Annotated in this window: 20 protein-coding genes and 1 pseudogene; 13 read left to right on the top strand and 8 right to left on the bottom strand. The window is 71.6% G+C overall.

Features of this window, described 5'->3' with window-relative positions; genetic code table 11:
• The first annotated feature begins 110 nt into the window (after positions 1-110).
• The gene (locus ACWFR3_RS25710; RefSeq protein WP_453736982.1) at positions 111-2,264 is read left to right on the top strand and encodes a primosomal protein N'; all 2,154 of its coding nucleotides are present in this window, start codon (positions 111-113) and stop codon (positions 2,262-2,264) included.
• Between the two features lie 188 nt (positions 2,265-2,452).
• On the opposite strand, the gene ACWFR3_RS25705 is transcribed toward ACWFR3_RS25710, so the two are convergent.
• On the bottom strand, positions 2,453-3,001 hold the full coding sequence (locus ACWFR3_RS25705; protein WP_453736981.1) for a hypothetical protein: 549 nt from the start codon (positions 2,999-3,001) through the stop codon (positions 2,453-2,455).
• 277 nt (positions 3,002-3,278) lie between these two features.
• Between ACWFR3_RS25705 and fmt the strand changes: the two genes are divergently transcribed.
• Both fmt and ACWFR3_RS25695 read left to right on the top strand, forming a co-directional pair.
• Positions 3,279-4,223: a methionyl-tRNA formyltransferase gene (gene fmt / locus ACWFR3_RS25700; protein WP_453736980.1), complete on the top strand. Its 945-nt coding sequence runs from the start codon at positions 3,279-3,281 to the stop codon at positions 4,221-4,223.
• A gap of 34 nt (positions 4,224-4,257) precedes the next feature.
• Positions 4,258-5,706 carry an RsmB/NOP family class I SAM-dependent RNA methyltransferase gene (locus ACWFR3_RS25695; RefSeq protein ID WP_453736979.1) on the top strand — a complete coding sequence of 483 codons (1,449 nt, stop codon included), beginning with the start codon at positions 4,258-4,260 and terminating at the stop codon, positions 5,704-5,706.
• Here the strand turns inward: ACWFR3_RS25695 and ACWFR3_RS25690 are convergent.
• A complete protein-coding gene (locus tag ACWFR3_RS25690) occupies positions 5,680-7,920 on the bottom strand; it encodes an MMPL family transporter (protein ID WP_453736978.1) in 2,241 nt (746 codons plus the stop codon). The genes ACWFR3_RS25695 and ACWFR3_RS25690 overlap by 27 nt on opposite strands.
• Positions 7,921-8,052: 132 nt before the next feature.
• Between ACWFR3_RS25690 and rpe the strand changes: the two genes are divergently transcribed.
• The 5 genes from rpe to ACWFR3_RS25665 all read left to right on the top strand — a co-directional run bounded on the left by rpe (position 8,053) and on the right by ACWFR3_RS25665 (position 12,409).
• The gene (gene rpe / locus ACWFR3_RS25685; RefSeq protein ID WP_453736977.1) at positions 8,053-8,739 is read left to right on the top strand and encodes a ribulose-phosphate 3-epimerase; all 687 of its coding nucleotides are present in this window, start codon (positions 8,053-8,055) and stop codon (positions 8,737-8,739) included.
• Between the two features lie 223 nt (positions 8,740-8,962).
• Entirely contained in the window at positions 8,963-9,961 is a 999-nt protein-coding gene (locus ACWFR3_RS25680) for a sugar-binding transcriptional regulator (protein WP_453736994.1), read from the top strand.
• Positions 9,962-10,036: 75 nt separating this feature from the next.
• The gene (locus ACWFR3_RS25675; protein ID WP_453736976.1) at positions 10,037-10,417 is read left to right on the top strand and encodes a ribonuclease domain-containing protein; all 381 of its coding nucleotides are present in this window, start codon (positions 10,037-10,039) and stop codon (positions 10,415-10,417) included.
• Positions 10,418-10,429: 12 nt separating this feature from the next.
• Positions 10,430-10,792: a barstar family protein gene (locus tag ACWFR3_RS25670; protein ID WP_453736975.1), complete on the top strand. Its 363-nt coding sequence runs from the start codon at positions 10,430-10,432 to the stop codon at positions 10,790-10,792.
• Positions 10,793-10,966: 174 nt separating this feature from the next.
• Entirely contained in the window at positions 10,967-12,409 is a 1,443-nt protein-coding gene (locus ACWFR3_RS25665; protein ID WP_453736974.1) for a GuaB1 family IMP dehydrogenase-related protein, read from the top strand.
• A gap of 72 nt (positions 12,410-12,481) precedes the next feature.
• Here the strand turns inward: ACWFR3_RS25665 and ACWFR3_RS25660 are convergent, their stop codons facing one another.
• The gene (locus ACWFR3_RS25660) at positions 12,482-13,294 is read right to left on the bottom strand and encodes an NAD(P)H-binding protein (RefSeq protein ID WP_453736973.1); all 813 of its coding nucleotides are present in this window, start codon (positions 13,292-13,294) and stop codon (positions 12,482-12,484) included.
• Between the two features lie 104 nt (positions 13,295-13,398).
• Here ACWFR3_RS25660 and ACWFR3_RS25655 point away from each other — a divergent pair, with 104 nt between their 5' ends.
• The gene (locus tag ACWFR3_RS25655) at positions 13,399-13,827 is read left to right on the top strand and encodes a winged helix-turn-helix transcriptional regulator (RefSeq protein ID WP_453736972.1); all 429 of its coding nucleotides are present in this window, start codon (positions 13,399-13,401) and stop codon (positions 13,825-13,827) included.
• Here the strand turns inward: ACWFR3_RS25655 and ACWFR3_RS25650 are convergent.
• From ACWFR3_RS25650 to ACWFR3_RS25635, 4 genes and pseudogenes are all read right to left on the bottom strand, one after another.
• Positions 13,803-14,777 carry a GDSL-type esterase/lipase family protein gene (locus ACWFR3_RS25650; RefSeq protein WP_453736971.1) on the bottom strand — a complete coding sequence of 325 codons (975 nt, stop codon included), beginning with the start codon at positions 14,775-14,777 and terminating at the stop codon, positions 13,803-13,805. The two genes, ACWFR3_RS25655 and ACWFR3_RS25650, sit on opposite strands and share 25 nt — an antisense overlap.
• Positions 14,774-15,583 carry an SDR family NAD(P)-dependent oxidoreductase gene (locus tag ACWFR3_RS25645; RefSeq protein ID WP_453736970.1) on the bottom strand — a complete coding sequence of 270 codons (810 nt, stop codon included), beginning with the start codon at positions 15,581-15,583 and terminating at the stop codon, positions 14,774-14,776. Before ACWFR3_RS25645 ends, ACWFR3_RS25650 begins: the two co-directional genes overlap by 4 nt.
• Positions 15,580-16,380: an LLM class flavin-dependent oxidoreductase gene (locus tag ACWFR3_RS25640; RefSeq protein ID WP_453736969.1), complete on the bottom strand. Its 801-nt coding sequence runs from the start codon at positions 16,378-16,380 to the stop codon at positions 15,580-15,582. The genes ACWFR3_RS25645 and ACWFR3_RS25640 overlap by 4 nt, the downstream gene beginning before the upstream one ends.
• Before the next feature lie 104 nt (positions 16,381-16,484).
• Positions 16,485-16,694: pseudogene (locus tag ACWFR3_RS25635) on the bottom strand (LLM class flavin-dependent oxidoreductase); the annotation flags it as partial.
• Positions 16,695-17,024: 330 nt separating this feature from the next.
• Between ACWFR3_RS25635 and ACWFR3_RS25630 the strand changes: the two are divergent.
• Positions 17,025-18,488, top strand: a complete 1,464-nt coding sequence (locus ACWFR3_RS25630) for an amino acid permease (RefSeq protein WP_453736968.1) — start codon at positions 17,025-17,027, stop codon at positions 18,486-18,488.
• Positions 18,489-18,498: 10 nt separating this feature from the next.
• Positions 18,499-18,954 (top strand): Lrp/AsnC family transcriptional regulator, encoded by a 456-nt coding sequence (locus ACWFR3_RS25625; RefSeq protein ID WP_190084898.1) that lies wholly within the window; start codon positions 18,499-18,501, stop codon positions 18,952-18,954.
• 66 nt (positions 18,955-19,020) lie between these two features.
• Here ACWFR3_RS25625 and ACWFR3_RS25620 read toward each other — a convergent pair whose 3' ends face one another.
• Complete coding sequence (locus tag ACWFR3_RS25620; RefSeq protein WP_453736967.1) at positions 19,021-19,653, bottom strand: Repetin; 633 nt, start codon at positions 19,651-19,653, stop codon at positions 19,021-19,023.
• A 342-nt stretch (positions 19,654-19,995) separates the two neighbouring features.
• Between ACWFR3_RS25620 and ACWFR3_RS25615 the strand changes: the two genes are divergently transcribed.
• Together ACWFR3_RS25615 and ACWFR3_RS25610 are read left to right on the top strand one after the other, a co-directional pair.
• Entirely contained in the window at positions 19,996-20,784 is a 789-nt protein-coding gene (locus tag ACWFR3_RS25615; protein WP_453736993.1) for a carbon-nitrogen hydrolase family protein, read from the top strand.
• Positions 20,785-20,842: 58 nt separating this feature from the next.
• Positions 20,843-22,537: a flavin monoamine oxidase family protein gene (locus ACWFR3_RS25610; RefSeq protein WP_453736966.1), complete on the top strand. Its 1,695-nt coding sequence runs from the start codon at positions 20,843-20,845 to the stop codon at positions 22,535-22,537.
• Positions 22,538-22,601: the final 64 nt, after the last annotated feature.

The following is a 22,601-nucleotide window of genomic DNA, read 5'->3' as shown; positions in this document are numbered from 1 at the left end:
GAGCGGGTTTTGACGAGGCCCGGTGCCCCCGAGGGGGTGCCGGGCCTCGTCGTGCCCGGGCGCATCTCGGGCTCGTGGTCGTGTCGGTGCGGTCTGGTAGTAATGCTGCTGTGAGCAGCGAGAACCAGAAATCCGAAGGGGCGGGCGGGGCCGGGCCCCCGGAGCAGCTTGCGCTCATTCGGGAGGCGGTGCGCAAGGCCGATGTGCCGCGGGCCAAGCCGCGGACGTGGCGGGGGGCCGCGCTGGCCAAGAGCCTGCCCGTTGCCCGGGTGCTCGTGGACAAAGGTGTGCTGCATCTCGATCGGTACTTCGACTATGCCGTGCCCGAGGAGCTCGACGAGCAGGCCCAGCCGGGGGTCCGGGTCCGGGTGCGGTTCGGGGCCGGGGCGCGGAACGTGCGGGGCGGGCGGCGTGAAGGCGGGGGGCTGATCGACGGCTTCCTCGTCGAGCGGGTCGCCGAGTCCGATTACGCCGGGCCGCTCGCCGCCCTGGCGCAGGTCGTCTCGCCCGAGCCCGTGCTGGGCGCCGAGTTGCTCGGGCTTGCCCGTGCCGTGGCCGATCGGTACGCGGGCAGCCTCGCCGATGTGCTGCAACTGGCCGTTCCGCCTCGGCATGCCCGGGCCGAGGCGCGGGAGACGGGGGAGGTGCCGGCCCCTCCGGCCGCGCCTGAAGCGGGCTCCTGGCGGCGGTACGGGCACGGGGCCGAGTTCCTGGGGGCGCTCGCCTCGGGAGGGTCCCCCCGGGCCGTGTGGACCGCCCTTCCGGGGCCGGAGTGGGCCGAGGAGATCGCCAGGGCCGTGCAGGCGACGCTCGCCTCGGGGCGCGGGGCGCTCGTGGTGGTGCCTGCGGGGCGGCCCGCGGCGAGGGTCGACGCGGCGCTGACCCAGTTGCTGGGGGCGGGGCAGCATGCGCTGCTCACCGCCGATGCGGGGCAGGAGCGGCGCTATCGCGAGTGGCTCTCCGTGCGGCGCGGTGCGGTGCGGGCCGTCGTGGGCACCCGGGCCGCCATGTTCGCTCCCGTACGGAATCTCGGGCTCGTGGTCGTCTGGGACGACGGCGATGCCAGCCACAGCGACGACAATGCTCCCTTCCCGCATGTGCGGGAGGTGCTCGAACTTCGGGCGTCGAGGGACAAGTGCGGGTTTCTGCTGGGGAGTTGGAGCTGCACGGTCGAGGCCGCGCAGCTCGTGGAGAGCGGGTGGGCCGCCCCGCTGGTCGCCGATCGCGAGCAGGTGCGCGGGGCGGCGCCGCTCGTCAGGACCGTGGGGGACGGGGATCTCGCGAGGGACGAGGCGGCCCGGGTCGCGCGGCTTCCCACGCTCGCCTGGAACGTCGTACGGGAAGGGCTGAAGCACGGCCCTGTACTGGTGCAGGTGCCCCGGCGGGGATACGTGCCCCGGCTCGCGTGCGAGAGGTGCCGGGAGCCCGCACGATGCAGGCACTGTGCGGGGCCCCTGGAGGCGCGGGACGGCGGCGGTCTGTGGTGCGGCTGGTGCGGGGTCGAGGAAGGCGCCTGGCACTGCGGGGAGTGCGGAGGGTTCCGGCTGCGGGCGCAGGTGGTGGGGGCGCGGCGTACGGCCGAGGAGTTGGGGCGGGCGTTTCCCGCGGTGCCGGTGCGGACGTCGGGGCGAGAGCAGGTTCTCGACACCGTCGCGGGGACGCCCGCGCTGGTGGTGAGCACGCCGGGGGCGGAGCCCGTCGCCGAGGGCGGCTATGCCGCCGCCCTGCTGCTCGACGGGTGGGCCATGCTGGGGCGGCCCGATCTGCGGGCCGGGGAGGACGCGCTGCGGCGGTGGATCGGGGCCTCCTCGCTGGTGCGGCCGCAGGGGGCGGGCGGGACCGTGGTGGTCGTGGCCGAGCCGACTCTGCGGCCCGTGCAGGCGCTGGTGCGGTGGGATCCCGTGGGACATGCGGTGCGGGAGCTTTCCGAGCGGGCCGAGCTGGGGTTTCCGCCCGTGTCGCGGATGGCCTCCGTGGCGGGGACAGCGGAGGCGCTGTCGGCGTTTCTCGCCGGGGCGGAACTTCCGGGGGACGCGGTGGTGTTGGGGCCCGTTCCCGTGCCGGACGCGGGGGGTGCGCCCGGGGCCGCGCGGCGGGGTGGGGCCGCGCCCGTCGGGGAGCGGTGGGAGCGGGTGCTTGTCCGGGTGCCGCCGGGGAGCGGGGCCGCGCTTGCCGCTTCGCTGAAGGTGGCTCAGGCGGCCCGGATGGCGCGGGGGGCCGCGGAGCCTGTGCGGGTGCGGGTGGATCCGCTGGACATCGGCTAGGCCTCCCGCCCGGGTACGGCCTCCCACCCCGGGTACGGCCTCCCGCCCGGGTACGGCCTCCCGCCCGGGTACGGCCTCCCGACGGGGGTTTTCGCTGCGCGGGGCCAGACCGGTGGTGCCCACAACGGGCAGCGGCTGCCTCTGCCGCTGGGGCCGGTAGAGGCAGCCGCTGTTCTGCGTGGTCGGGGTCAGCCGTTGCGAGGGCCCGGGAAAGCGTTGGGGCGGGGGTCTTCGCGGAGTACGGGGCTGCCTGCTGTGGGCTGGGTCGGCATGGCGCGGGCCGCGGGGACCGCGGGGAGGGGGGCGCCGACCGTGACCGGGGGGCGGGTGGCCGTGGGGGAGGGGATCGTCTCCGTGGCCCGCTCCGCGTCCGCCGCCGCCTGTGTCGTGGCCCGGCGGGCGCCGTAACGGCGGTGCACCGCCTGCTTGGTGACCCCGAGGGCCGAGCCCACCGCGTCCCACGAGAAGCCCAGCGAGCGGTCGAAGTCCACCGCGGCGGTCACCAGCGTCTCGACGCTGTCCCGCAGTTCCTGGGCGAGGCGGACGGTCGGCGCGGGGGCCCGTCCGTACACGACGAAGCCCGCGGAGGGGCTTGAGCGGCGCGGGCGGTAGACGTTGCCGAGCTGGGCGGTGAGCGTACGCAGCGCGTCCACCTGCCGGCGGACCCGCTCGATGTCCCGGACCAGGAGATGCAGGCTGGCCCGTGCCTGGGCGTCGTGGGTTGCGTGGTCGGCCATGAACAAGCCTCTCGAACCGGCGTTGAAAAGGATCGGGCCGCATTCGCGGCCCGTTGTGGTCAACTCTTTCTTGACCAACGCGCTAGTTCGTTTGGGGTCACGGTGCGGGGGCGTATGCGCATATGCACAGGGCGCGTGTCCGCGCGTACGCCCCCAGGTGAGGCGCCCTGCCGGGCGCCCTGTCGCCCTGTCGCCCCGCGGAGCGCGGCCCGGCAGGGCGACTCATAGACTGGTGCGCTCCCCGCACGTTCCCGTCCCGAGAGGCCGATAGGCAACGATGAAGCTCGTCTTCGCAGGCACCCCCGAGGTAGCCGTCCCCGCCCTGGACGCCCTGATCGCCTCCGACCGGCACGAGGTGGCCGCCGTCGTCACCCGGCCCGACGCTCCCGCGGGCCGCGGCCGCAGGCTCGTCGCGAGCCCCGTCGCCCAGCGCGCGGAGGAGGCCGGGATCGAGATCCTCCGGCCCGCCAAGCCGCGCGACGAGGACTTCCTCGCGCGGCTGCGCGAGATCGCTCCCGATTGCTGCCCGGTCGTCGCCTACGGCGCGCTGCTGCCCAAGGTCGCCCTGGACATCCCGGCCCACGGCTGGGTCAACCTGCACTTCTCGCTGCTGCCCGCCTGGCGCGGTGCCGCGCCCGTCCAGCACGCCGTGATGGCGGGCGACGAGATCACGGGGGCCTCCACCTTCCTGATCGAGCAGGGGCTCGACTCCGGCCCGGTGTACGGCACCGTCACCGAGGTCGTCCGGCCCACCGACACCAGCGGTGACCTGCTCACCCGGCTCGCCTTCGCGGGCTCCGGGCTGCTCGCCGCCACCATGGACGGCATCGAGGACGGCTCCCTGAAGGCCGTACCGCAGCCCGCCGACGGCGTCACCCTCGCCCCGAAGATCACCGTCGAGGACGCCCGCGTGGAGTGGGCCGCCCCGGCCCTGCGCGTCGACCGTGTCGTGCGCGGCTGCACTCCCGCGCCCGGCGCCTGGTCCGTGTTCCGCGGGGAGCGGCTGAAGATCATCCAGGCCGCGCTCGTCGCCGACCGCACCGACCTGGCGCCCGGCGAGCTCGCCGCCGCCAAGAACAACGTGTACGTCGGCACCGGTTCGCACGCCGTGGAACTGCTCTGGGTGCAGCCGCAGGGCAAGAAGCCGATGCGCGGTGCCGACTGGGCGCGCGGGGTGCGGATCGCCCCGGACGAGCGGCTCGGCGACACCGACGTACGCTGAATAGGTTCAGCCCCCATCCAATAGCGGAGCACCTTTGAACGACCAGCCCGGCCGGCGTCCCCAGAAGCAGGGCAAGCCCGGCAAGCCGCACCGCCGCCCCAAGAAGGACCCCGTCCGTTTCCTCGCCTTCGAGGCGCTGCGGGCCGTGGACGAGCGCGACGCGTACGCGAACCTCGTCCTGCCGCCGCTCCTGCGCAAGGCCAGGGAGAAGGAGGGGCCCGACAAGTTCGACGCGCGCGACGCGGCGCTCGCCACCGAGCTCGTCTACGGGACGCTGCGCAGGCAGGGAACGTACGACGCGATCGTGGCCGCCTGCATCGACCGGCCGCTGCGCGAGGTCGACCCTCCGGTGCTCGACGTGCTGAACATGGGCGTGCACCAGCTGCTCGGGACGCGGATCCCGACGCACGCCGCCGTCTCCGCCTCGGTGGAGCTGGCGCGCGTGGTGCTCGGCGACGGGCGGGCCAAGTTCGTCAACGCGGTGCTTCGCAAGGTCGCCTCCGACGATCTCGACGGCTGGGTGGAGAAGGTGGCGCCGCCCTACGACGAGGACGCCGAGGACCACCTCGCCGTCGTCCACTCGCACCCCCGCTGGGTCGTCTCCGCGCTCTGGGACGCGCTCGGCGGCGGCCGAGCGGGCATCGAAGACCTCCTTGAGGCCGACAACGAGCGGCCCGAGGTGACCCTCGTGGCCCGGCCGGGACGCACCACCGCAGACGAACTCCTCGACACGGTCGGCGAGGAGTCCGCGCTGCCGGGGCGCTGGTCGCCGTATGCCGTACGGCTCAGCGAAGGCGGCGAGCCCGGTTCGATCGACGCCGTGCGCGAGGGCCGTGCCGGGGTCCAGGACGAGGGCAGCCAGCTCGTCGCGATCGCACTCGCGAACGCTCCGGTCGAGGGGCGCGACGAGAAGTGGCTCGACGGATGCGCGGGCCCCGGCGGCAAGGCCGCCATGCTCGCCGGCCTCGCGTCGCAGCGGGGCGCGGCCCTCCTCGCCGCCGAGAAGCAGCCGCACCGGGCCCGCCTCGTCGCGCAGGCCCTGCGGGGCAACCCCGGCCCGTACGAGGTCATCGCCGCCGACGGCACCCGGCCGCCGTGGCAGCCCGGCACCTTCGACCGTGTCCTGATGGACGTGCCCTGTACGGGGCTCGGTGCCCTGCGCCGCCGCCCCGAGGCCCGCTGGCGCCGCCGCCCGGAGGACCTGGACGGCTTCGCGCCGCTCCAGCGGGGGCTGCTGCGCACCGCGCTGGAGTCCGTGCGGGTCGGGGGCGTCGTCGGTTACGCCACCTGCTCACCGCACCTCGCGGAGACGCGTGCCGTCGTCGACGACGTGCTCAAGCAGCACCCGGGCGCCGAACTGATCGACGCCCGCCCGCTGCTGCCCGGCGTCCCGGCCCGCGGCGACGGACCCGACCTGCAGCTGTGGCCGCATCTGCACGGCACGGACGCGATGTACCTAGCGCTGATCCGGCGGACGGCCTGACTCCGTCTGTGACGCGTCCGAACCCGCTCCCGCCCCCGACCCCGACCCTGCCGTCACGGTCGAGGGCGTGCGGGCGGCCGGGTCCCTGCTCAGGGCATGCGGCCACCACACCTTGGGCCCCACGTCCAGGAACAACGCGGTGACCAGGACGGACCGTACGACGAAGGTGTCGAGCAGGACGCCGATCGCGACCGCGAAGCCGATCTCGGCGAACCCCACCATCGGGAGCGTGCCGAGCGCGGCGAACGTGCCCGCGAGGACCAGACCCGCCGACGTGATGACCGCGCCGGTCGCGGCGAGGCCGGTGAGCACGCCCGCGCGGGTGCCCTGCCGTCCCGCCTCCTCACGGATGCGGGTCGACAGGAAGATGTTGTAGTCGATGCCGAGCGCCACCAGGAACACGAAGACGAACAGCGGGAAGTCCGTGGACTCGCCCGCGTAGTCGAAGACGTGGCGGAAGGCGAGCGCACTGATCCCCAGCGCTGCGGTGAAGGAGAGCACGACCGTCGCGATCAGGATCAGCGGCGCGACCAGGGCGCGCAGCAGCAGGGCGAGGATCAGCAGGACGACCACGAGGACGAGCGGGATCACCAGCTTGTTGTCGTGGGTCGTGGCGCGGTCCATGTCCACGATGGCCGCCGTGTTGCCGCCGACCTGCGCGTCCGCGCCGGGCACCGCGTGCACCGCGTCGCGCACCCGCTCCACGGTCCGCTTGGCCGCCTCGCTGTCGCTGGCGTCGGTCATCGTCGCCTCGAACAGGACCTGGCCCTCGTACACCGGTTTCGTCCCCGGTGGCACGACGACGCTCGCCGGGACCACCCCGCTGGTCCGGGCGACCACGGCCCGTACCTCGTCCCCCGTGGCTTCGTTCGCCACGATCACCAGCGGGTCGCCGCTGCCCGCGTCGAAGTACTCGGCCTGCACCTCCTGGCCCACGATCGAGTCGGGCTTGTCCGTGAACGAGTCCGCGTTGCTCAGCCCCTCCGCGCGCAACTGCGTCATGCCGAGCGCGAGCGCCGCCAGGGCCACCGCCGTGATGCTCCAGGTCAGGCGCGGGCGGTGGGCGATGCGGCGGCCCGTGCGGGCCCAGACGCCGCGCTCGGTGGGCTCCTCGGAACCGTTGTGCGGGACCAGCGGCCAGAAGAGCCACCGGCCGCAGACGACCAGGAGCGCGGGGAACAGCGAAAGCATCGCGATCAGGGCGACGGCGACACCGATGGCGGCCACGGGACCCAGGCCCCGCGTCGAGTTCATGTCGGCGGTGAGCAGCACCAGCATGCTGACGACGACCGTGGCGCCCGAGGCGATGACCGCGGGGCCCGCCCGGTGCAGGGCGAGCTGCATCGCCTCGTGCCGGTCCTCGTGGCGGCGCAGCTCTTCCCGATAGCGGGCGACCAGGAGCAGGGCATAGTCCGTCCCCGCCCCGAAGACGAGCACCGTGAGAATGCCCGCGCTCTGGCCGTTGACCGTCAGACCCGCGTGCTCCGCGAGCAGATAGATCAGCGCCTGCGCGGTGAAGAGCGAGACGACCGCCGAGACCAGCGGGACGATCAGGAGGACCGGGCTGCGGTAGGTGATCAGGAGGATCACCACGACGACGCCGCCCGCCGCCAGGAGCAGCGTCGAGTCGAGGCCCTCGAACGCCTCGGAGAAGTCCGCCGACGTGCCGCCGGGCCCGGTGACGTGCACCGCGAGCCCGCCGGTACTCTTGCCCACCCGCTCACGGATGGAGTCGACGGCGGGCCCGATCCGCTCCCAGCCCTTCTCGTCCATGGTGATGGGCACGAAGATCTGCGCGGCCTCGGCGTCCCTGGCCGGCTTCGTGTCGAAGACGGGGCCGACGGTCTCCGCGCCCCGGATGCCGTGGGCGCGCAGCTCCTTGAGCTCCCTGGTGTCCTTGGCGATCTGCACCCGGTCGGCCGGTGTGAGTCCGCCCTCGCGGGCGTACACGACGATCGCCGGAATCTGTTCCGGCCTGAACTCCTCGGAGATGTCCAGGACTTGGGTGGACTCCGCGGAGCCGGGAAGCCAGGACGACGCCTGGTTGTCCTGGGCGTCCGTGAGCTTCTGGGCCAGCGGTGCGGCGACCACGATCACCACCAGCCAGAACAGCACCACCAGCCACTTGGTGCGCCGCCCGCACACCAGCCACGCCACACCGCGGCTCGCCCGGCGCTGTCCGTCAGACCGTCGCTCCGACCGTTCGTCTGGCATGGCTACCCCCGCTGCCCCACGTGGTGCCGGTGGACCGCCCAGCATGGCACGCGGTCCATGGTCAGAGGAGCCCGGAAGCTCACGCTTCGGACCGCGGGAGGCAACGAGCGCCGGGCATGGCAGTCTTGGGGCATGGCCGTGCAGATCAACCCCAGCATCCTGTCCGCGGATTTCGCCCGTCTTGCCGAGGAGGCAACAGCGGTCGAGGGCGCCGACTGGCTCCACGTGGACGTCATGGACAACCACTTCGTCCCGAACCTCACCCTGGGGGTACCGGTCGTAGAGTCCCTGGCACGGGCGACGGACACGCCGCTGGACTGCCATCTGATGATCGAGGACGTCGATCGCTGGGCTCCGCAGTACGTCGAAGCGGGCGCCGGATCAGTCACCTTCCACGCGGAGGCCGCCGCCGCACCCGTCCGTCTTGCCCGTGAGATCCGTGCCAAGGGCGCCCGCGCGTCCATGGCGCTGAAGCCCGCGACCCCCATCGAGCCGTACGAGGATCTGCTCTCCGAGCTCGACATGCTGCTGATCATGACGGTCGAGCCGGGCTTCGGGGGGCAGGCGTTCCTCGACATCATGCTCCCCAAGATCCGCCGCACCCGTGAGCTGATCAGCAAGCATGGCCTCGAACTCTGGCTCCAGGTCGACGGCGGCGTCTCGGCCGAGACCATCGAACGCTGCGCCGAGGCCGGCGCCGACGTCTTCGTGGCGGGCTCCGCGGTGTACGGCAAGAACGACCCGGCAGCGGCGGTACGTGCACTGCGCACCCAGGCGGCCGATGCGACGGCGACCGCCGCATGGGCATGCGGCCACTGAGCCACGAGTACGTGAACGCAGTCCTTCAGGGCTGATCAAGTACGTCGGATCTGCAAGGATGAACGGCGAACCCAGGTTGCGCTGCGGCAATGCGCGATAAGCCGTGGCAATGCGCGCGAAGCCGCACCAATGCGTGTGAATGGCTATGCGCGTGAATGCGTGAACGACAGTTGCTTGAAATGACAGTGAGGAGATCGTCGTGTCGACGGGCGGCCGGTCAGCCATGCGGATGGGACCCGCGGAGCTGGTGCAGGCGGCGGCCATGGCCCGCCGCTTCTATCTCGAGGGCAAGTCGAAGATCCAGATCGCCGAGGAGTTCGGCGTGAGCCGCTTCAAGGTGGCCAGGGTCCTGGAGACGGCTCTGGAGCGGGATCTCGTACGGATCGAGATCCGGGTGCCCGCCGAGCTGGACGCGGAGCGCTCGGACGCGCTGCGCGCCCGCTACGGCCTGCGGCACGCGGTCGTCGTCGAGTCGCCCACCTCGGTCGACGAGATCGAGGAGTCGCCCGATCCCGAGAATCTCGGCGAGGTCGCGGCCGATCTGCTCGGCGAACTGGTGACCGAGGGCGATGTGCTCGGCCTCGCGTGGGGGCGCTCGACCATCCACATGGCCGCCGCCCTCGATCAGCTGCCGCCGTGCACCGTCGTGCAGCTGACGGGCGTGTACGACGCCGGAACGGCCGAACGCGGCTCTGTCGAGGCCGTGCGGCGTGCCGCGCAGGTCTCCGGCGGCGAGGCCCACCCCATTTACGCGCCGATGCTCCTGCCCGACCCGGCCACGGCCGCCGCGCTGCGGAACCAGACCGGGATCGCGCGGGCGTTCGAGTACTTCGACAAGGTCACCGTCGCCGCGGTCTCCATCGGCTCCTGGGAGCCCGGCATCTCCACCGTCCACGACATGCTCAGCGACGAGGAGCGCGCGCACTACGCCTCGCTCGGTGTCGCGGCCGAGATGTCCGCGCACCTCTTCGACGCCGAGGGGCGTCGGGTCGGGCGTGATCTGGGGGAGCGGTGCATCACCGTCGAAGCCGATCGGCTTCGACGGATTCCTGAGGTCGTCGCCATTGCCGGCGGGCAGCGGAAGGCGGCGGCGATCGACGCGGTGCTGAGGTCTGGGCTTGTCACCAGCCTGGTCACTGATACCGCCGCGGCTGATCAGTTGCTGGTTCGAGGGGCTACTCCGCATCCTGCGTTGGATCGGGAAGACCCGGACGGTAGCTGAGTATCTGCGGACCGGTGAGGGCTTGTCGCGCAGTTCCCCGCGCCCCTGACGGGGCCTCGTGGCAGCATCTGTCGCATGTCGACCCGGTTTGTCCCCCGTGCCCTGGCGGCGGTGTTCTTCTGCCTCGCCGTTCTCGTCGCGGGGTGTTCCTCCGCGTCGGGGCCGGAGTGGGCCCACGGCATGGGCACCGTCCAGGCCGACCGGCTGCCCGTCGAGGCCCGGCGGACCTTGCGGCTCATCGATGACGGCGGGCCGTTCCCGTATGCCAAGGACGGTTCCGTCTTCGGGAACTACGAGGGCGAACTGCCCAAGCAGCGGCGCGGGCACTACCGGGAGTACACCGTGCCCACCCCCGGCGAACGTGACCGGGGCGCTCGGCGCATCGTCACCGGGAGCGGCGACGAGACCTACTACACCGACGATCACTACGCGTCCTTCAAGGCGGTACTGAGATGAGGCGGTACTGAGATGACGTCCGAACCGCTGGCGCCGGTCCTGGAGGCCGTCCGTGCCGCAGGCCTGAGCACCGTCTCGCTCGATCTGGGCGGGGTGAGCGACAAGGCGGCCTTCATGGACCGCTGCGCTCTCGCGCTCGGGCTGCCCGACTGGTTCGGGCGCAACTGGGACGCGCTCGCCGACAGCCTCACCGACCTGCGAGGAGGGTCCGGCTCACCCGGATGCCTCCTCGTCGTCACCGGCTGGCAGGAGTACGCCGAAGCGGCTCCTCAGGACTGGATCGTCGCCCGGGAGGTCTTCACCGACGCGGTGCAGTACGCGCGGGAACGCGGGACGGGCCTGGAGATCGTTCTCGCGCTCGGCACCCGAACCTGAGCGGACCGTGATCGCCGCGAGGGGCATTTGGAGGATCCGACCAGGGCCTCCGAGTCCCGGCTGGGTGATCATCCCAGGCGGCGCAGGGCCCCGGACATGGGACACTGAAGTACGTGCTTTTCCCTCGGCCTAACTGTCCGGGGGCCACCTCTGATCGACTGGGATGAGCAGCACGTGCGTTTCCTCAATGACATCCAGCCTGCGTACGACCTGACGTACGACGACGTCTTCATGGTGCCGCGGCGTTCCGCCGTCGGATCGCGTCAGGGCGTGGACCTCTCGTCGCCGGACGGCACCGGCACCACGATCCCGCTGGTCGTCGCGAACATGACCGCCATCGCGGGACGCCGGATGGCCGAGACGGTCGCCCGCCGCGGCGGCCTCGTCGTGATCCCGCAGGACATTCCGATCGAGGTCGTCACCGAGGTCATCTCCTGGGTCAAGACGCGCCACCACGTCCTGGACACCCCGATCGTCCTGGCCCCCACGCAGACCGTCGCCGACGCGCTCGCCCTGCTCTCCAAGCGCGCGCACAACGCGGCCGTCGTCGTGGACGCCGACCAGAAGCCGGTCGGCGTCGTCACCGACACGGACCTGAACGGCGTCGACCGCTTCACCCAGATCTCCGAGGTCATGTCCAAGGACCTCGTGCTCCTGGACGCGGACATCGACCCGCGCGACGCCTTCAACAAGCTGGACGCCGCCAACCGCCGCTACGCCCCCGCCGTGGGCAAGGACGGCCGCCTCGCCGGCATCCTGACCCGTACGGGCGCCCTGCGCGCGACCCTCTACTCGCCCGCACTCGACGCCAACGGCAAGCTGCGCATCGCCGCCGCCGTCGGTATCAACGGCGACGTCGCCACCAAGGCCAAGCAGCTGCTCGACGCGGGCGCCGACACGCTCGTCGTGGACACCGCGCACGGCCACCAGGAGTCGATGATCGCCGCGGTCAAGGCCGTGCGCGCGCTCGACCCGCAGGTGCCGATCGTCGCGGGCAACATCGTCGCCGCCGAGGGCGTACGGGACCTGATCGAGGCCGGCGCCGACATCATCAAGGTCGGTGTGGGCCCCGGCGCCATGTGCACCACCCGCATGATGACCGGTGTCGGCCGCCCGCAGTTCTCCGCGGTGCTCGAATGCGCCGCCGAGGCCGCGAAGTTCGGCAAGCACGTGTGGGCCGACGGCGGTGTCCGCCACCCCCGTGACGTCGCCATGGCGCTGGCCGCCGGTGCGTCGAACGTCATGATCGGTTCGTGGTTCGCCGGGACGTACGAGTCCCCGGGCGACCTGCAACAGGACGCCAACGGCCGCCTCTACAAGGAGTCGTTCGGCATGGCGTCGGCGCGTGCGGTCAAGAACCGCACCAGCGAGGAGTCGGCGTACGACCGTGCCCGCAAGGCGCTGTTCGAGGAGGGCATCTCGACTTCGCGGATGTTCCTGGACCCCGAGCGGCCCGGCGTCGAGGACTTGATCGACTCGATCATCGCGGGTGTCCGGTCCTCCTGCACGTACGCGGGCGCCGGCTCCCTGGCGGAGTTCGCCGAGCGGGCCACCGTGGGTGTGCAGAGCGCCGCGGGCTATGCGGAGGGCAAGCCCCTGCACGCCAGCTGGAGCTAGCCGCTTCGCGGGGAGCTGTGCCATGCGGCTGCGGGTCCACCGTGGCTGGTCGCGCAGTTCCCCGCGCCCCTTTCAGGGGCGCACCGTGGCCGCGTATACATCGAGTGCCGGGAGCGGCTCCCTGCCCAGCAGGGTGCGCAGTGCCCCGCGGTCCTCGATGGACGTGCCGTCCAGGAAGCCGCCCGCTATCGCCGCGTACGTGCTCAGGAGCATCGGCACCTGGAAGGGCAGTGCCTGGCCGGCCGCGGTGATCGCCTCGCGGGTCGCGGCGAGCGTGCCGGGTTCGTACGAGCCGCCGATCGCGGCGGCCAGCTCGGCGCCGCCCAGGGCGTGTTCGCCGACCAGCTCGTAGGTGCGGCCCGCGTGGGCGGCCGGATCCGTCGCCACTCGCACCGCCACGTCGGCCAGGTCTTCGCGGGCCACGGCGGCCAGGCGGCCTGTCCCCAGCGGCGCGGCGATGGTCCCTTCGGGGCTCGGCGCGGCGACGGCGGCGAGGAACTCCGCGTACAGGCCGTTGCGCAGGACCGTCCAGTTCAGCGAGGAGCCGCGCAGTCTGCGCTCGGTCCAGCGGTGGGCGAGCGCGTACGTCAGATGGTCGCCGTCGCCGCTGAGGCTGGTGTAGACGAGGTGGCCGACGCCCGCCTTCTCGGCGGCGGATATCGCCGCCTCGTGCCGGGCGATGACGACGTCGTCCTCGGCGGCGCCCGCCGAGATGACGAGCAGGGTGTCGACGCCGGTGAAGTCAAGCGACGCCGGGTCGTCGAAGTCGACGCGGCGGCCGCCGGGGGCGGGGCTGCGGCTGCCGATGACGACGTCGTCGCGGTCCGCGAGGCGGGCGGTGACGAGCTTGCCGAGGGCGCCCGTGGCACCGGTGAGCATGAGCATGGGAAGGTTCCCCCCGTGGTGAGTGGTTGCCTGGTGACCGGGCTTGTGACCGGGCTTGTGACCATGGTGATCCGCGCGGCGCTGCCGCATAAGGAGGCACATTCATGTCAGCAGGGCACACGGCGGTAACCACTCCGCAGGCCACCGGGATCCCCGCCGAACCGGTGATCCGCTGTGACACCCCGCAGGACGAGTGCGGCGTGCGGGACGTCCTCGACCGGCTCGGCGACAAGTGGTCCGTGTACGTGGTGGTCGAACTCGCCGCGGGAGTCCTGCGGTTCAAGGAGCTGCAGCGCCGGATCCCCGGCGGTGTCTCGCAGCGCATGCTGACCCTGACCGTGCGCCGCCTGGAGCGGGACGGCCTGGTCACGCGGACGGTGTACCCGACGATTCCGCCGCAGGTCGAGTACGAGCTGACCGAGCTCGGCCACAGCCTCACGCACCTGGTCAAGGCATTGGCCGACTGGTCCATCGACCACCGCCCGGCCATCACCGCCGCCCGCGAGGCCTACGACGAAGCAGCGGGGAAGTGACCCCCGGGCAGCCCCTTCCGCAGCGCTGACGTCACCGCCTCCGCGAGGACGCCGTGGCCCGCGTCGCCCGGATGCACCCCGTCCACCAGCTGCCCGGCGTGCAGCAGCCCGCCGCCCGGCAGCAGATCCGCCCCCGCGTCCATGGCCGCCCGCTCCACCGCGGTCCGCAGCTCCCCGAGCGTGGCGCCGAGCGCGTTCGGCGCCGACTCGGCGTCCGGGCGGACCACGGGGGAGACCACCAGGAGGGGGACCTGCGGATGGCCGCGGCGCACCAGGCCCAGGAACGCCCGCGCCGTCTCGTACAGCAGCCCCGCCGAATGAGGCGTACGCGACCAGCAGTTGGTGCCGAAGGCGACGGTGAGCAAGTCGGCTTCGAGCGAGGCGAGTTGCCCGGCCGACGCCAACTCCCCGCGGGCCGCGCCCGCGTATCCGAGGTTCACCGACTCCACGCCCAGAGCCCGCCCCGCGAGCGCGGGCCACGCCAGATGCGGACGCGAGACCGACCACCCCTCAGCGATCGAGTCGCCGTAGACGAGCCAGCGCGGCCGACGGGCGGCGGGCGCCAGGGTGCCGTCGACCGGGCGCACTCCGCGAAGGACCGGTCGGAGTGATTCCGGCAGGTGCAGGGTGAAATCGCCGTCGCTGTGGGGGAGTTGGATCAGCGTCCGGTGCTCGCCCGGCGATGCGGGTGTGTCGATGGCTTTTTCGCCCGTGAGCAGCGTGAACATTGCGGGTGCGTCGCGGTAGGAGTCCTCCGCCGAGGGAGGTGACGCGGTGTACGCGATCTCCACGGCGCTCACTCCGCGCGCGGTGAACTCCAGGCGCACCCCGGCCGGGAGCCCGGCCCGCTCCCATGTGTCCCCGGGCAGCCGCTCGCGGTCGGCCGGGTCGGCGCGCACCACCCGGCCGTCCTCGGTCCACCAGGCCGCACCCCGCACGAACTCCCTCACCGCGCGTCCCCGATGGTCGGATACGGGAACTTCACGCCGACCCCGCCGTCCACGACGAGCGTCTGCCCGGTGATGTACGAGGAGAGCGGCGAGGCGAAGAAGAGCAGGGCCGACGCGATGTCCGATGTCCCGGCCACCCGGTCGAGCGGGGCGTTGCGGGCGTTCTGCGCGCGGCCCGCCTCGCCGATCAGGCCCGCCACGCGCGGCGTCCAGACGACGCCGGGCGCCACCGCGTTCACCCGTACCCCGCGCGGGCCGTACTCCACCGCCGCCGAGCGGACCAGGGAGATCAGGCCCGCCTTGGCCGCGCCGTACGCGGCGTGCAGGGGCGCCGCCGTCAGGCCCGACACCGATGCCACGAAGACCAGCGGGCCGCCGCCCGCGTCGGCGAGCGCCTCGCCGCCGTACTGGACCGCGAGCCACGCGTGCCGCAGGACGAGCGAGAAGTGCCAGTCCCAGGAGGCGTCGTCAAGGTCGGCCAGGGGCGTGTAGCGGGCCATTCCGACGATGTCGACGACGCCGCCGATCCCGCCCGACTCCCGCCGCGCGTAAGCGAAGAGCTCCCGCACCTCCTCGCGCCGCGTCACGTCCGCCACGTACGCGATGCCGCCCGTCTCGGCCGCGACAGCTTCGGCGCGCCCCTTGTCGAGATCCACGCACAGGACCCGCGCGCCCGCCGCCGTGAGCGCGTGCGCGGTCTGGCGGCCGATGCCGTTGCCCGCGCCCAGGAGGACGAACGTACGGCCGTCCAGGCGGTGCAGGGCCGCGTAGTCGGGTACGGGCGATGTGTCGAGCGGCTCGCTCACGGCGCGGCCCGCCGGGGCCGGTACGAAGCCAGTTCCGGGATGACTTCCTTGCCCAGGATCTCGATCGTGCGCAGGATCTCCTGGTGCTCCAGATAGCCCCACTGGACGTAGCAGATGAGCTGGTCGATGCCGAGGTCGGCGTAGCGCTTGGCCTTGCGGACGATGGTCTCCGCGTCGCCGATGAGGATCATGTCGCCGTCGTTGAACTCCTCTACGGGGACGTTCCCTTCGATGATCGGGGTGAGGAAGGGGAAGGTCCGCTCCCGCTCGTCGGGGGTCAGGTGCGGCAGCTCCCAGTCGAGGGTGAACTGGGCCAGGTTGCGGTACCACCAGGCCACCGAGTCCCAGACCCGCCGCGAGGGACGGTCCGCCACGTGCACCAGGGTGTACGCGCTGACGCGGTCCGTGGTGACGTCCGTGATGGGCGACGGCGTGCGCGCCGCCGCGCGGTAGGCGGCGACCTGACGGGCCATCGCGTCCAGCGGCTGCATGATCGAGAAGGAGAGCAGGCCGAGGCCCGCCGCGCCCGCCACCTCCGCCGAACCGGGGGACGTCGCCGCCATCCAGCAGGGCGGGTGCGGATCCTGGACCGGCTTGGGGGTGACCATCCGCCGGGGGAAGGTGAAGCGCTCCGACTCGTAGGCGAAGTACTCCTCGCGCCACATGCCCGTGACGATCTCGACGGCCTCGCGCCAGTCGGCGCGCGACTGCTCGCGGTCGACGCCGAAAGCCGTCTGCTCCATGGGAGTTGACCGGCCGGTGCCCCACTCCACGCGTCCGTCCGAGAGCACGTCCACGGCCGCCACCTTCTCCGCGATGCGCTGCGGGGGAGTGAAGCCGAAGGGGTGAGCGTGACGCCGAAGCCGAGGCGTATCCGCTCGGTGAGCGCCGCGAGATGCCCGAGCAGGACTTCGGGGGCGGGGCAGTGCGAGCGGCCCTCGCGGAAGTGGTGCTCCACGGCCCACACCGTGCGAAAGCCCACCCGGTCCGCGAGCCTGATCTGCTCCACGGCCTCGCGGTAGGCGCGCTGCTCGGCGGTGCGCTGGCCGAGCGGGTGGGGTCCGTTCCACGGCTTCGGTACGTCGATCTCGTACAGCACATCGAGGTCCATGGCCTGCTGACTCCCTCTCGACGGGGGTGTGCGATCGGCTCGACCGGAGTGCACGATGGGGGAGATCTGACGAAGTGTCAATGACCGACCAGGACCCTTTGCACGCAACGGACGAAACGGACTGCGCAACGAAGACCCGCAGGAAGGGGATGTACGCAACGATCGTTCGGGCTTGCGCAAGGTTGCTTCATTACATACGTGAAGCGTGCCTCATAGAGTCGTCCGCTGTACGTGGTGTGGCGGGGACCGCCTGCTCGGCGGTCCCCGGCCATGTCCGGGTGCTGCCGCCGGTCCCGCCGCCCTGACCAGGCAGCGATGAAGGAGCCATGCGTGCTCGACCAAGGCGCACCCCCGCAGAACCGCCCAAGCCCCTCGGGGGCCCGGGGGCTCGGCGGTCGCTTGATGCGGCGCAAGCCGGTGGAACTCCTGGTCGCGGAGGGCGGCCAGGGTGAGGGCGGCTCGCTTCGGCGCTCCCTCGGCATGTGGCAGCTGACCATGATCAGCATCGGTGCCACGCTGGGCACCGGCATCTTCGTCGTCCTCGGCGAGAGCGTCCCCAAGGCCGGGCCCGCCGTGACCCTGTCCTTCGTGCTCGCCGGTCTCACCGCCCTGTTCTCCGCGCTCTCCTACGCCGAGCTGGCGGGCTCCATTCCGGTCGCGGGGTCCTCGTATTCGTACGCGTACGCAACGATGGGCGAACTGATCGCCTGGGTCTGCGGCTGGTGCCTGGTCCTGGAGTACGGCGTGTCGGTCGCGGCGGTCGCCGTCGGCTGGGGCGAGTACCTCAACGAACTGCTCAACGGCACCATCGGCGTCACCATCCCGGACGTGCTCTCCTCGGCACCCGGTGAGGGCGGCATCATCAACCTGCCGGGCCTGATCGTCGTCCTGCTCGCCATGGTGTTCCTGCTCGGCGGCGCCAAGGAGTCGGCGACGGCCAACACGATCATGGTCATCGTGAAGATCGCCGCGCTCGTGCTCTTCTGCACCATCGGCTTCATGGGCTTCAAGTCGGGCAACTACTCCGACTTCATGCCGCTCGGCACGGCAGGCGTCAGCGCCGCCGCGGCCAGCCTCTTCTTCTCCTACATCGGCTTCGACGCCGCATCCACCGCCGGTGAGGAAGCCAAGAACCCGCAGCGCGACCTGCCCCGCGCGATCATGCTCTCGCTGATCATCGTCACGGCGCTCTACGTCCTGGTCGCCGCCGTCGCCGTCGGCGCCTGGAACTGGGCGGACTTCGAGGGCTCCGAGGCCACGCTCGCCGCGATCATGAACGACGTCAGCGGCCAGAGCTTCTGGGGCACGCTGCTCGCCGCCGGCGCGGTCATCTCCATCGCCTCCGTCGTCCTGACCGTCCTCTACGGCCAGACCCGCGTCCTGTTCGCGATGTCCCGCGACGGTCTGGTCCCCAAGGTGTTCGGCAAGGTCAGCAAGAAGACGGGCACGCCCCGCGTGAACACCGTCATCGTGTCGCTGTTCTGCGCGGCGCTCGCCTCCGTCATCCCGCTCGGCAAGCTCGTCGACGCCACCAGCATCGGCACGCTCTTCGCCTTCGGCCTCGTCAACATCGCGGTGATCGTGCTGCGCCGGACGCGCCCGGACATGCCGCGCACCTTCCGGGTGCCGCTCGGCTGGCTCTTCCCGGTGCTCGGCTTCGGATTCTGCGCGTACAACATGTTCAGCCTCGACTCCATCACCTGGATCGTCTTCGGTGTCTGGATGGCCGCCGGCCTCGTGTTCTACTTCCTGTACGGCATGAGCCGCTCCCGATTGGCCTCCGCAGAGAAGTGATCCACCCCCAGTGCGACTGAACGATCTCGACGAACGCATCGTGCACGCCCTCGCCGAGGACGCCCGCCGTTCCTACGCCGACATCGGCCAGCTGGTGGGGCTCTCCGCGCCCGCCGTCAAGCGGCGCGTGGACCGCCTCCGGGAGACCGGCGCCATCACGGGATTCACCGTGCGGGTCGACCCGGCCGCGCTCGGCTGGGAGACCGAGGGGTTCATCGAGATCTACTGCCGTCGCAACACCTCGCCGGAGGCGATCCGGCGAGGGCTCGAGAGGTATCCGGAGATCGCGTCCGCCTCCACCGTCACCGGGGAGGCGGACGCCGTCGTCCAGGTCTTCGCCGCCGACATGCGGCATTTCGAGCGGGTCCTCGAACGGATCGCCGGGGAGCACTTCGTGGAGCGGACGAAGTCCGTCCTCGTGCTCTCGCCCTTGATGCGCAGATTCTCCTCGGGGTCGCCGGCCTAGTGCCTTCGGTGCCGGTCCGCTGTGGCTGGTCGCGCGGTTCCCCGCGCCCCTGCGGGGCGCTCCGCGTCAGCCGGTCGGGTACGTCAGCTGCCAGGGTGTGACGTCGAAGTCGCCCGTGCCCTTCCTGACCTTCTCGAAGGGGGCCGAGCTCGTGCACTTGGTCAGGTTCTTCGTCCCGTCGGGGCCGCCCACCGCGGCCCAGCTGTAGCCCACGCGGTCCTGCTTGCCGCCCGTGTCGTGGACCGTGAAGCCCACGCGGCCGCCCTTGATGTCCTTGAGGTTGGTGTCGGTGATGATGCCCGTGGCCGTGGCGACCTTGCCGCCCGTGATCAGGCAGTCGATGCGGCCCTTCGCCCAGCCGCCCTTGCCGCCCGGCTTGTCGAGGTGGACGAAGCGGAAGGTGCCGGTCGCCTTGTCCGGGCGCATGGTGTCCCGCTTCGCCAGATGGGCGTCGAAGGTGAACGTCACGTCCTCGGTGGTCTTGCGGTAGAGCTTCGCGCTGCCGGTGAGCGCGGCGGCCTCGCGGGACTTCGCCTGGGACGCGGTCTTCTGCGGGGTGCGGCCTTCCGCTCCGTCCGACGCCACGGCCGCCCCCGCGGCTCCGGCGCAGATCAGCAGGGCGGTTCCGATGGCGATCGCCCGGCTGCGGGTGCCGGCCGGGCGGCTGTCGGTGGTCCGGGTGCTTGCGTTGCGGCTCACGGGGAGCCTCCGTCCGAAGTGCCGTTCACCCGGTCCTTCCGGGCGAGCTCACGGTCTCGCGGCAGGGGGTCGCGGCACGTCCGGCCACGGGCGGCAATCCGCCTCCGCCGCACGGCGGGGGAGCCCCTCGTACGCCGTGCGCCCGCCGGTGGACACCCCTACGACCCCGGCCCCACGTACCCACGCAACGAATCGCCGCTCAGGGCCCGCGACGCGCAACGGATCGTGTGGCAGCCCGCAACGCTCGCGCCTTGTCCGGGCGAGGCCGCCGACCGTACCGTCTAAACGTCCCCACCAGCCCTTCCGCCCCTTCGCATGCCCCGAGGTCCCGCCATGCCCCCGCTGCGCACCGCCCTGCTCCAGAGCTCGGGCACCCTTGGTTCCGTCGCCGCCAATCTGAAGGCGCTCGACGAGGCCGCCGCCCGTGCCGCCGCCGCGGGCGCGGGTCTCCTGGTGGCACCCGAGCTGTACCTCACCGGGTACGCCATCGGTGACGACGTGCCGCGCCTCGCCGAGGCCGCCGACGGGGCCTCGGCCGCCGCGATCGCCGGGAGTGCCGCACGCCACGGCGTCGCGATCGCCTACGGCTATCCGGAGCGGGACGGCGAGCAGGTCTTCAATTCCGTGCAGCTGATCGGCGCCGACGGGGCCCGCCTTGCGAATTACCGCAAGACCCACCTCTTCGGCTGCTTCGAGAAGGACTCCTTCACGCCGGGTGAACAGGCCGTCGTCCAGGTCGAGTTGGGCGGTCTGCGGATCGGACTGATGATCTGCTACGACGTGGAGTTCCCGGAGAACGTCCGCGCGCACGCCCTCGCCGGCACCGACCTGCTGCTCGTGCCCACGGCCCAGATGCATCCCTTCCAGTTCGTCGCCGAGTCCGTCATTCCGGTGCGGGCCTTCGAGAACCAGATGTACGTCGCCTACGTGAACCGGGTCGGCGAGGAGGGAGAGTTCGAGTTCGTCGGGCTCTCCACGCTGGCCGGACCCGACGGAGTCGCGCGCACCCGCGCCGGACGGGGCGAGCAGCTGGTGTTCGCCGACGCGGATCCGGCCTTCCTCGCCGCGTCGCGCGAGGCCAACCCGTATCTGAGCGACCGCCGCCCGGGTCTGTACGCGTCCCTGGTCTGACCCGCCCCGAAGCTTCCCCGTCTTCTGTTCTGCCGTTCCCGCAAGGAGTCCGTACCCCATGACGTCCACGGTGCCCACCGCCGTCCAGCACACCGACGCCCAGCCGCCGATCACCATGTTCGGTCCGGACTTCCCGTACGCGTACGACGATTTCCTCGCCCATCCGGCGGGCCTCGGTCAGATACCCGCGACCGAGCACGGCACGGAGGTCGCGGTCATCGGCGGCGGCCTCTCCGGCATCGTGGCGGCGTACGAACTGATGAAGATGGGCCTCAAGCCCGTCGTCTACGAGGCCGACCAGATCGGCGGCCGACTTCGTACCGTCGGCTTCGAGGGCTGTGACGGCGACCTGACCGCCGAGATGGGCGCGATGCGCTTCCCACCGTCCTCGACGGCGCTCCAGCACTACATCGACCTGGTGGGCCTCAAGACCCAGCCGTTCCCCAACCCCCTCGCGGAGTCGACCCCCTCGACGGTCGTCGACCTCAAGGGCGAGTCGCACTACGCCACCTCCGTCGACGACCTTCCCCAGGTCTACCGCGACGTGATGAACGCCTGGAACTCCTGCCTGGAGGAGGGCGCCGACTTCTCCGACATGAACCGCGCCCTGCGCGAGCGCGACGTACCGAAGATCCGCGAGATCTGGTCCAAGCTCGTCGAGAAGCTCGACAACCAGACCTTCTACGGATTCCTCTGCGACTCCGAGGCCTTCAAGTCCTTCCGGCACCGCGAGATCTTCGGCCAGGTCGGCTTCGGCACGGGCGGCTGGGACACCGACTTCCCGAACTCCATCCTGGAGATCCTGCGCGTCGTCTACACCGAGGCCGACGACCACCACCGCGGCATCGTCGGCGGCAGCCAGCAGCTGCCGCTGCGCATGTGGGACCGCGAGCCGCAGAAGATCGTGCACTGGGAGCTCGGCACATCCCTGAGCTCGCTGCACGAGGGCGGTGTGCCGAAGCCCGCCGTGACCCGCCTTGACCGCACCGCGGGCAACCGCGTCACCGTCACCGACTCCTCGGGCGACATCCGCACCTACCAGGCGGCGATCTTCACCGCCCAGTCCTGGATGCTGCTCTCCAAGATCGCGTGCGACGACACGCTCTTCCCCATCGACCACTGGACGGCGATGGAGCGGACCCACTACATGGAGTCCTCCAAGCTCTTCGTCCCGGTCGACCGGCCGTTCTGGCTGGACAAGGACGAGGAGACCGGCCGTGACGTCATGTCGATGACGCTCACCGACCGCATGACGCGCGGCACCTACCTGCTCGACGACGGCCCGGACAAGCCCGCCGTCATCTGCCTCTCCTACACCTGGTGCGACGACAGCCTGAAGTGGCTCCCGCTGTCGGCGAACGAGCGCATGGAAGTCATGCTCAAGTCGCTCGGCGAGATCTACCCGAAGGTCGACATCAGGAAGCACATCATCGGCAACCCGGTGACCGTGTCCTGGGAGAACGAGCCTTACTTCATGGGCGCCTTCAAGGCGAACCTGCCGGGTCACTACCGCTACCAGCGGCGGCTTTTCACGCACTTCATGCAGGATCGCCTTCCGGCGGACAAGCGGGGGATCTTCCTTGCGGGGGATGACATTTCCTGGACGGCGGGGTGGGCCGAGGGTGCGGTCACGACCGCCCTCAACGCCGTGTGGGGTGTCATGAACCACCTCGGGGGTGCGACCGACTCGACCAATCCCGGGCCCGGCGACGTGTACGACGAGATTGCTCCCGTCGAGCTGCCGGAGGACTGAGCGCCGTTTTCGCAGGGGCGCGTGGGAATCTGCCGGGCCGTCGTGGCTGGTCGCGCAGTTCCCC

Source organism: Streptomyces sp. NPDC055189, from assembly GCF_053606765.1.
The sequence above is the reverse complement of the archived record's forward strand: the minus strand, read 5'-3'. Positions and strand labels throughout refer to the sequence as shown.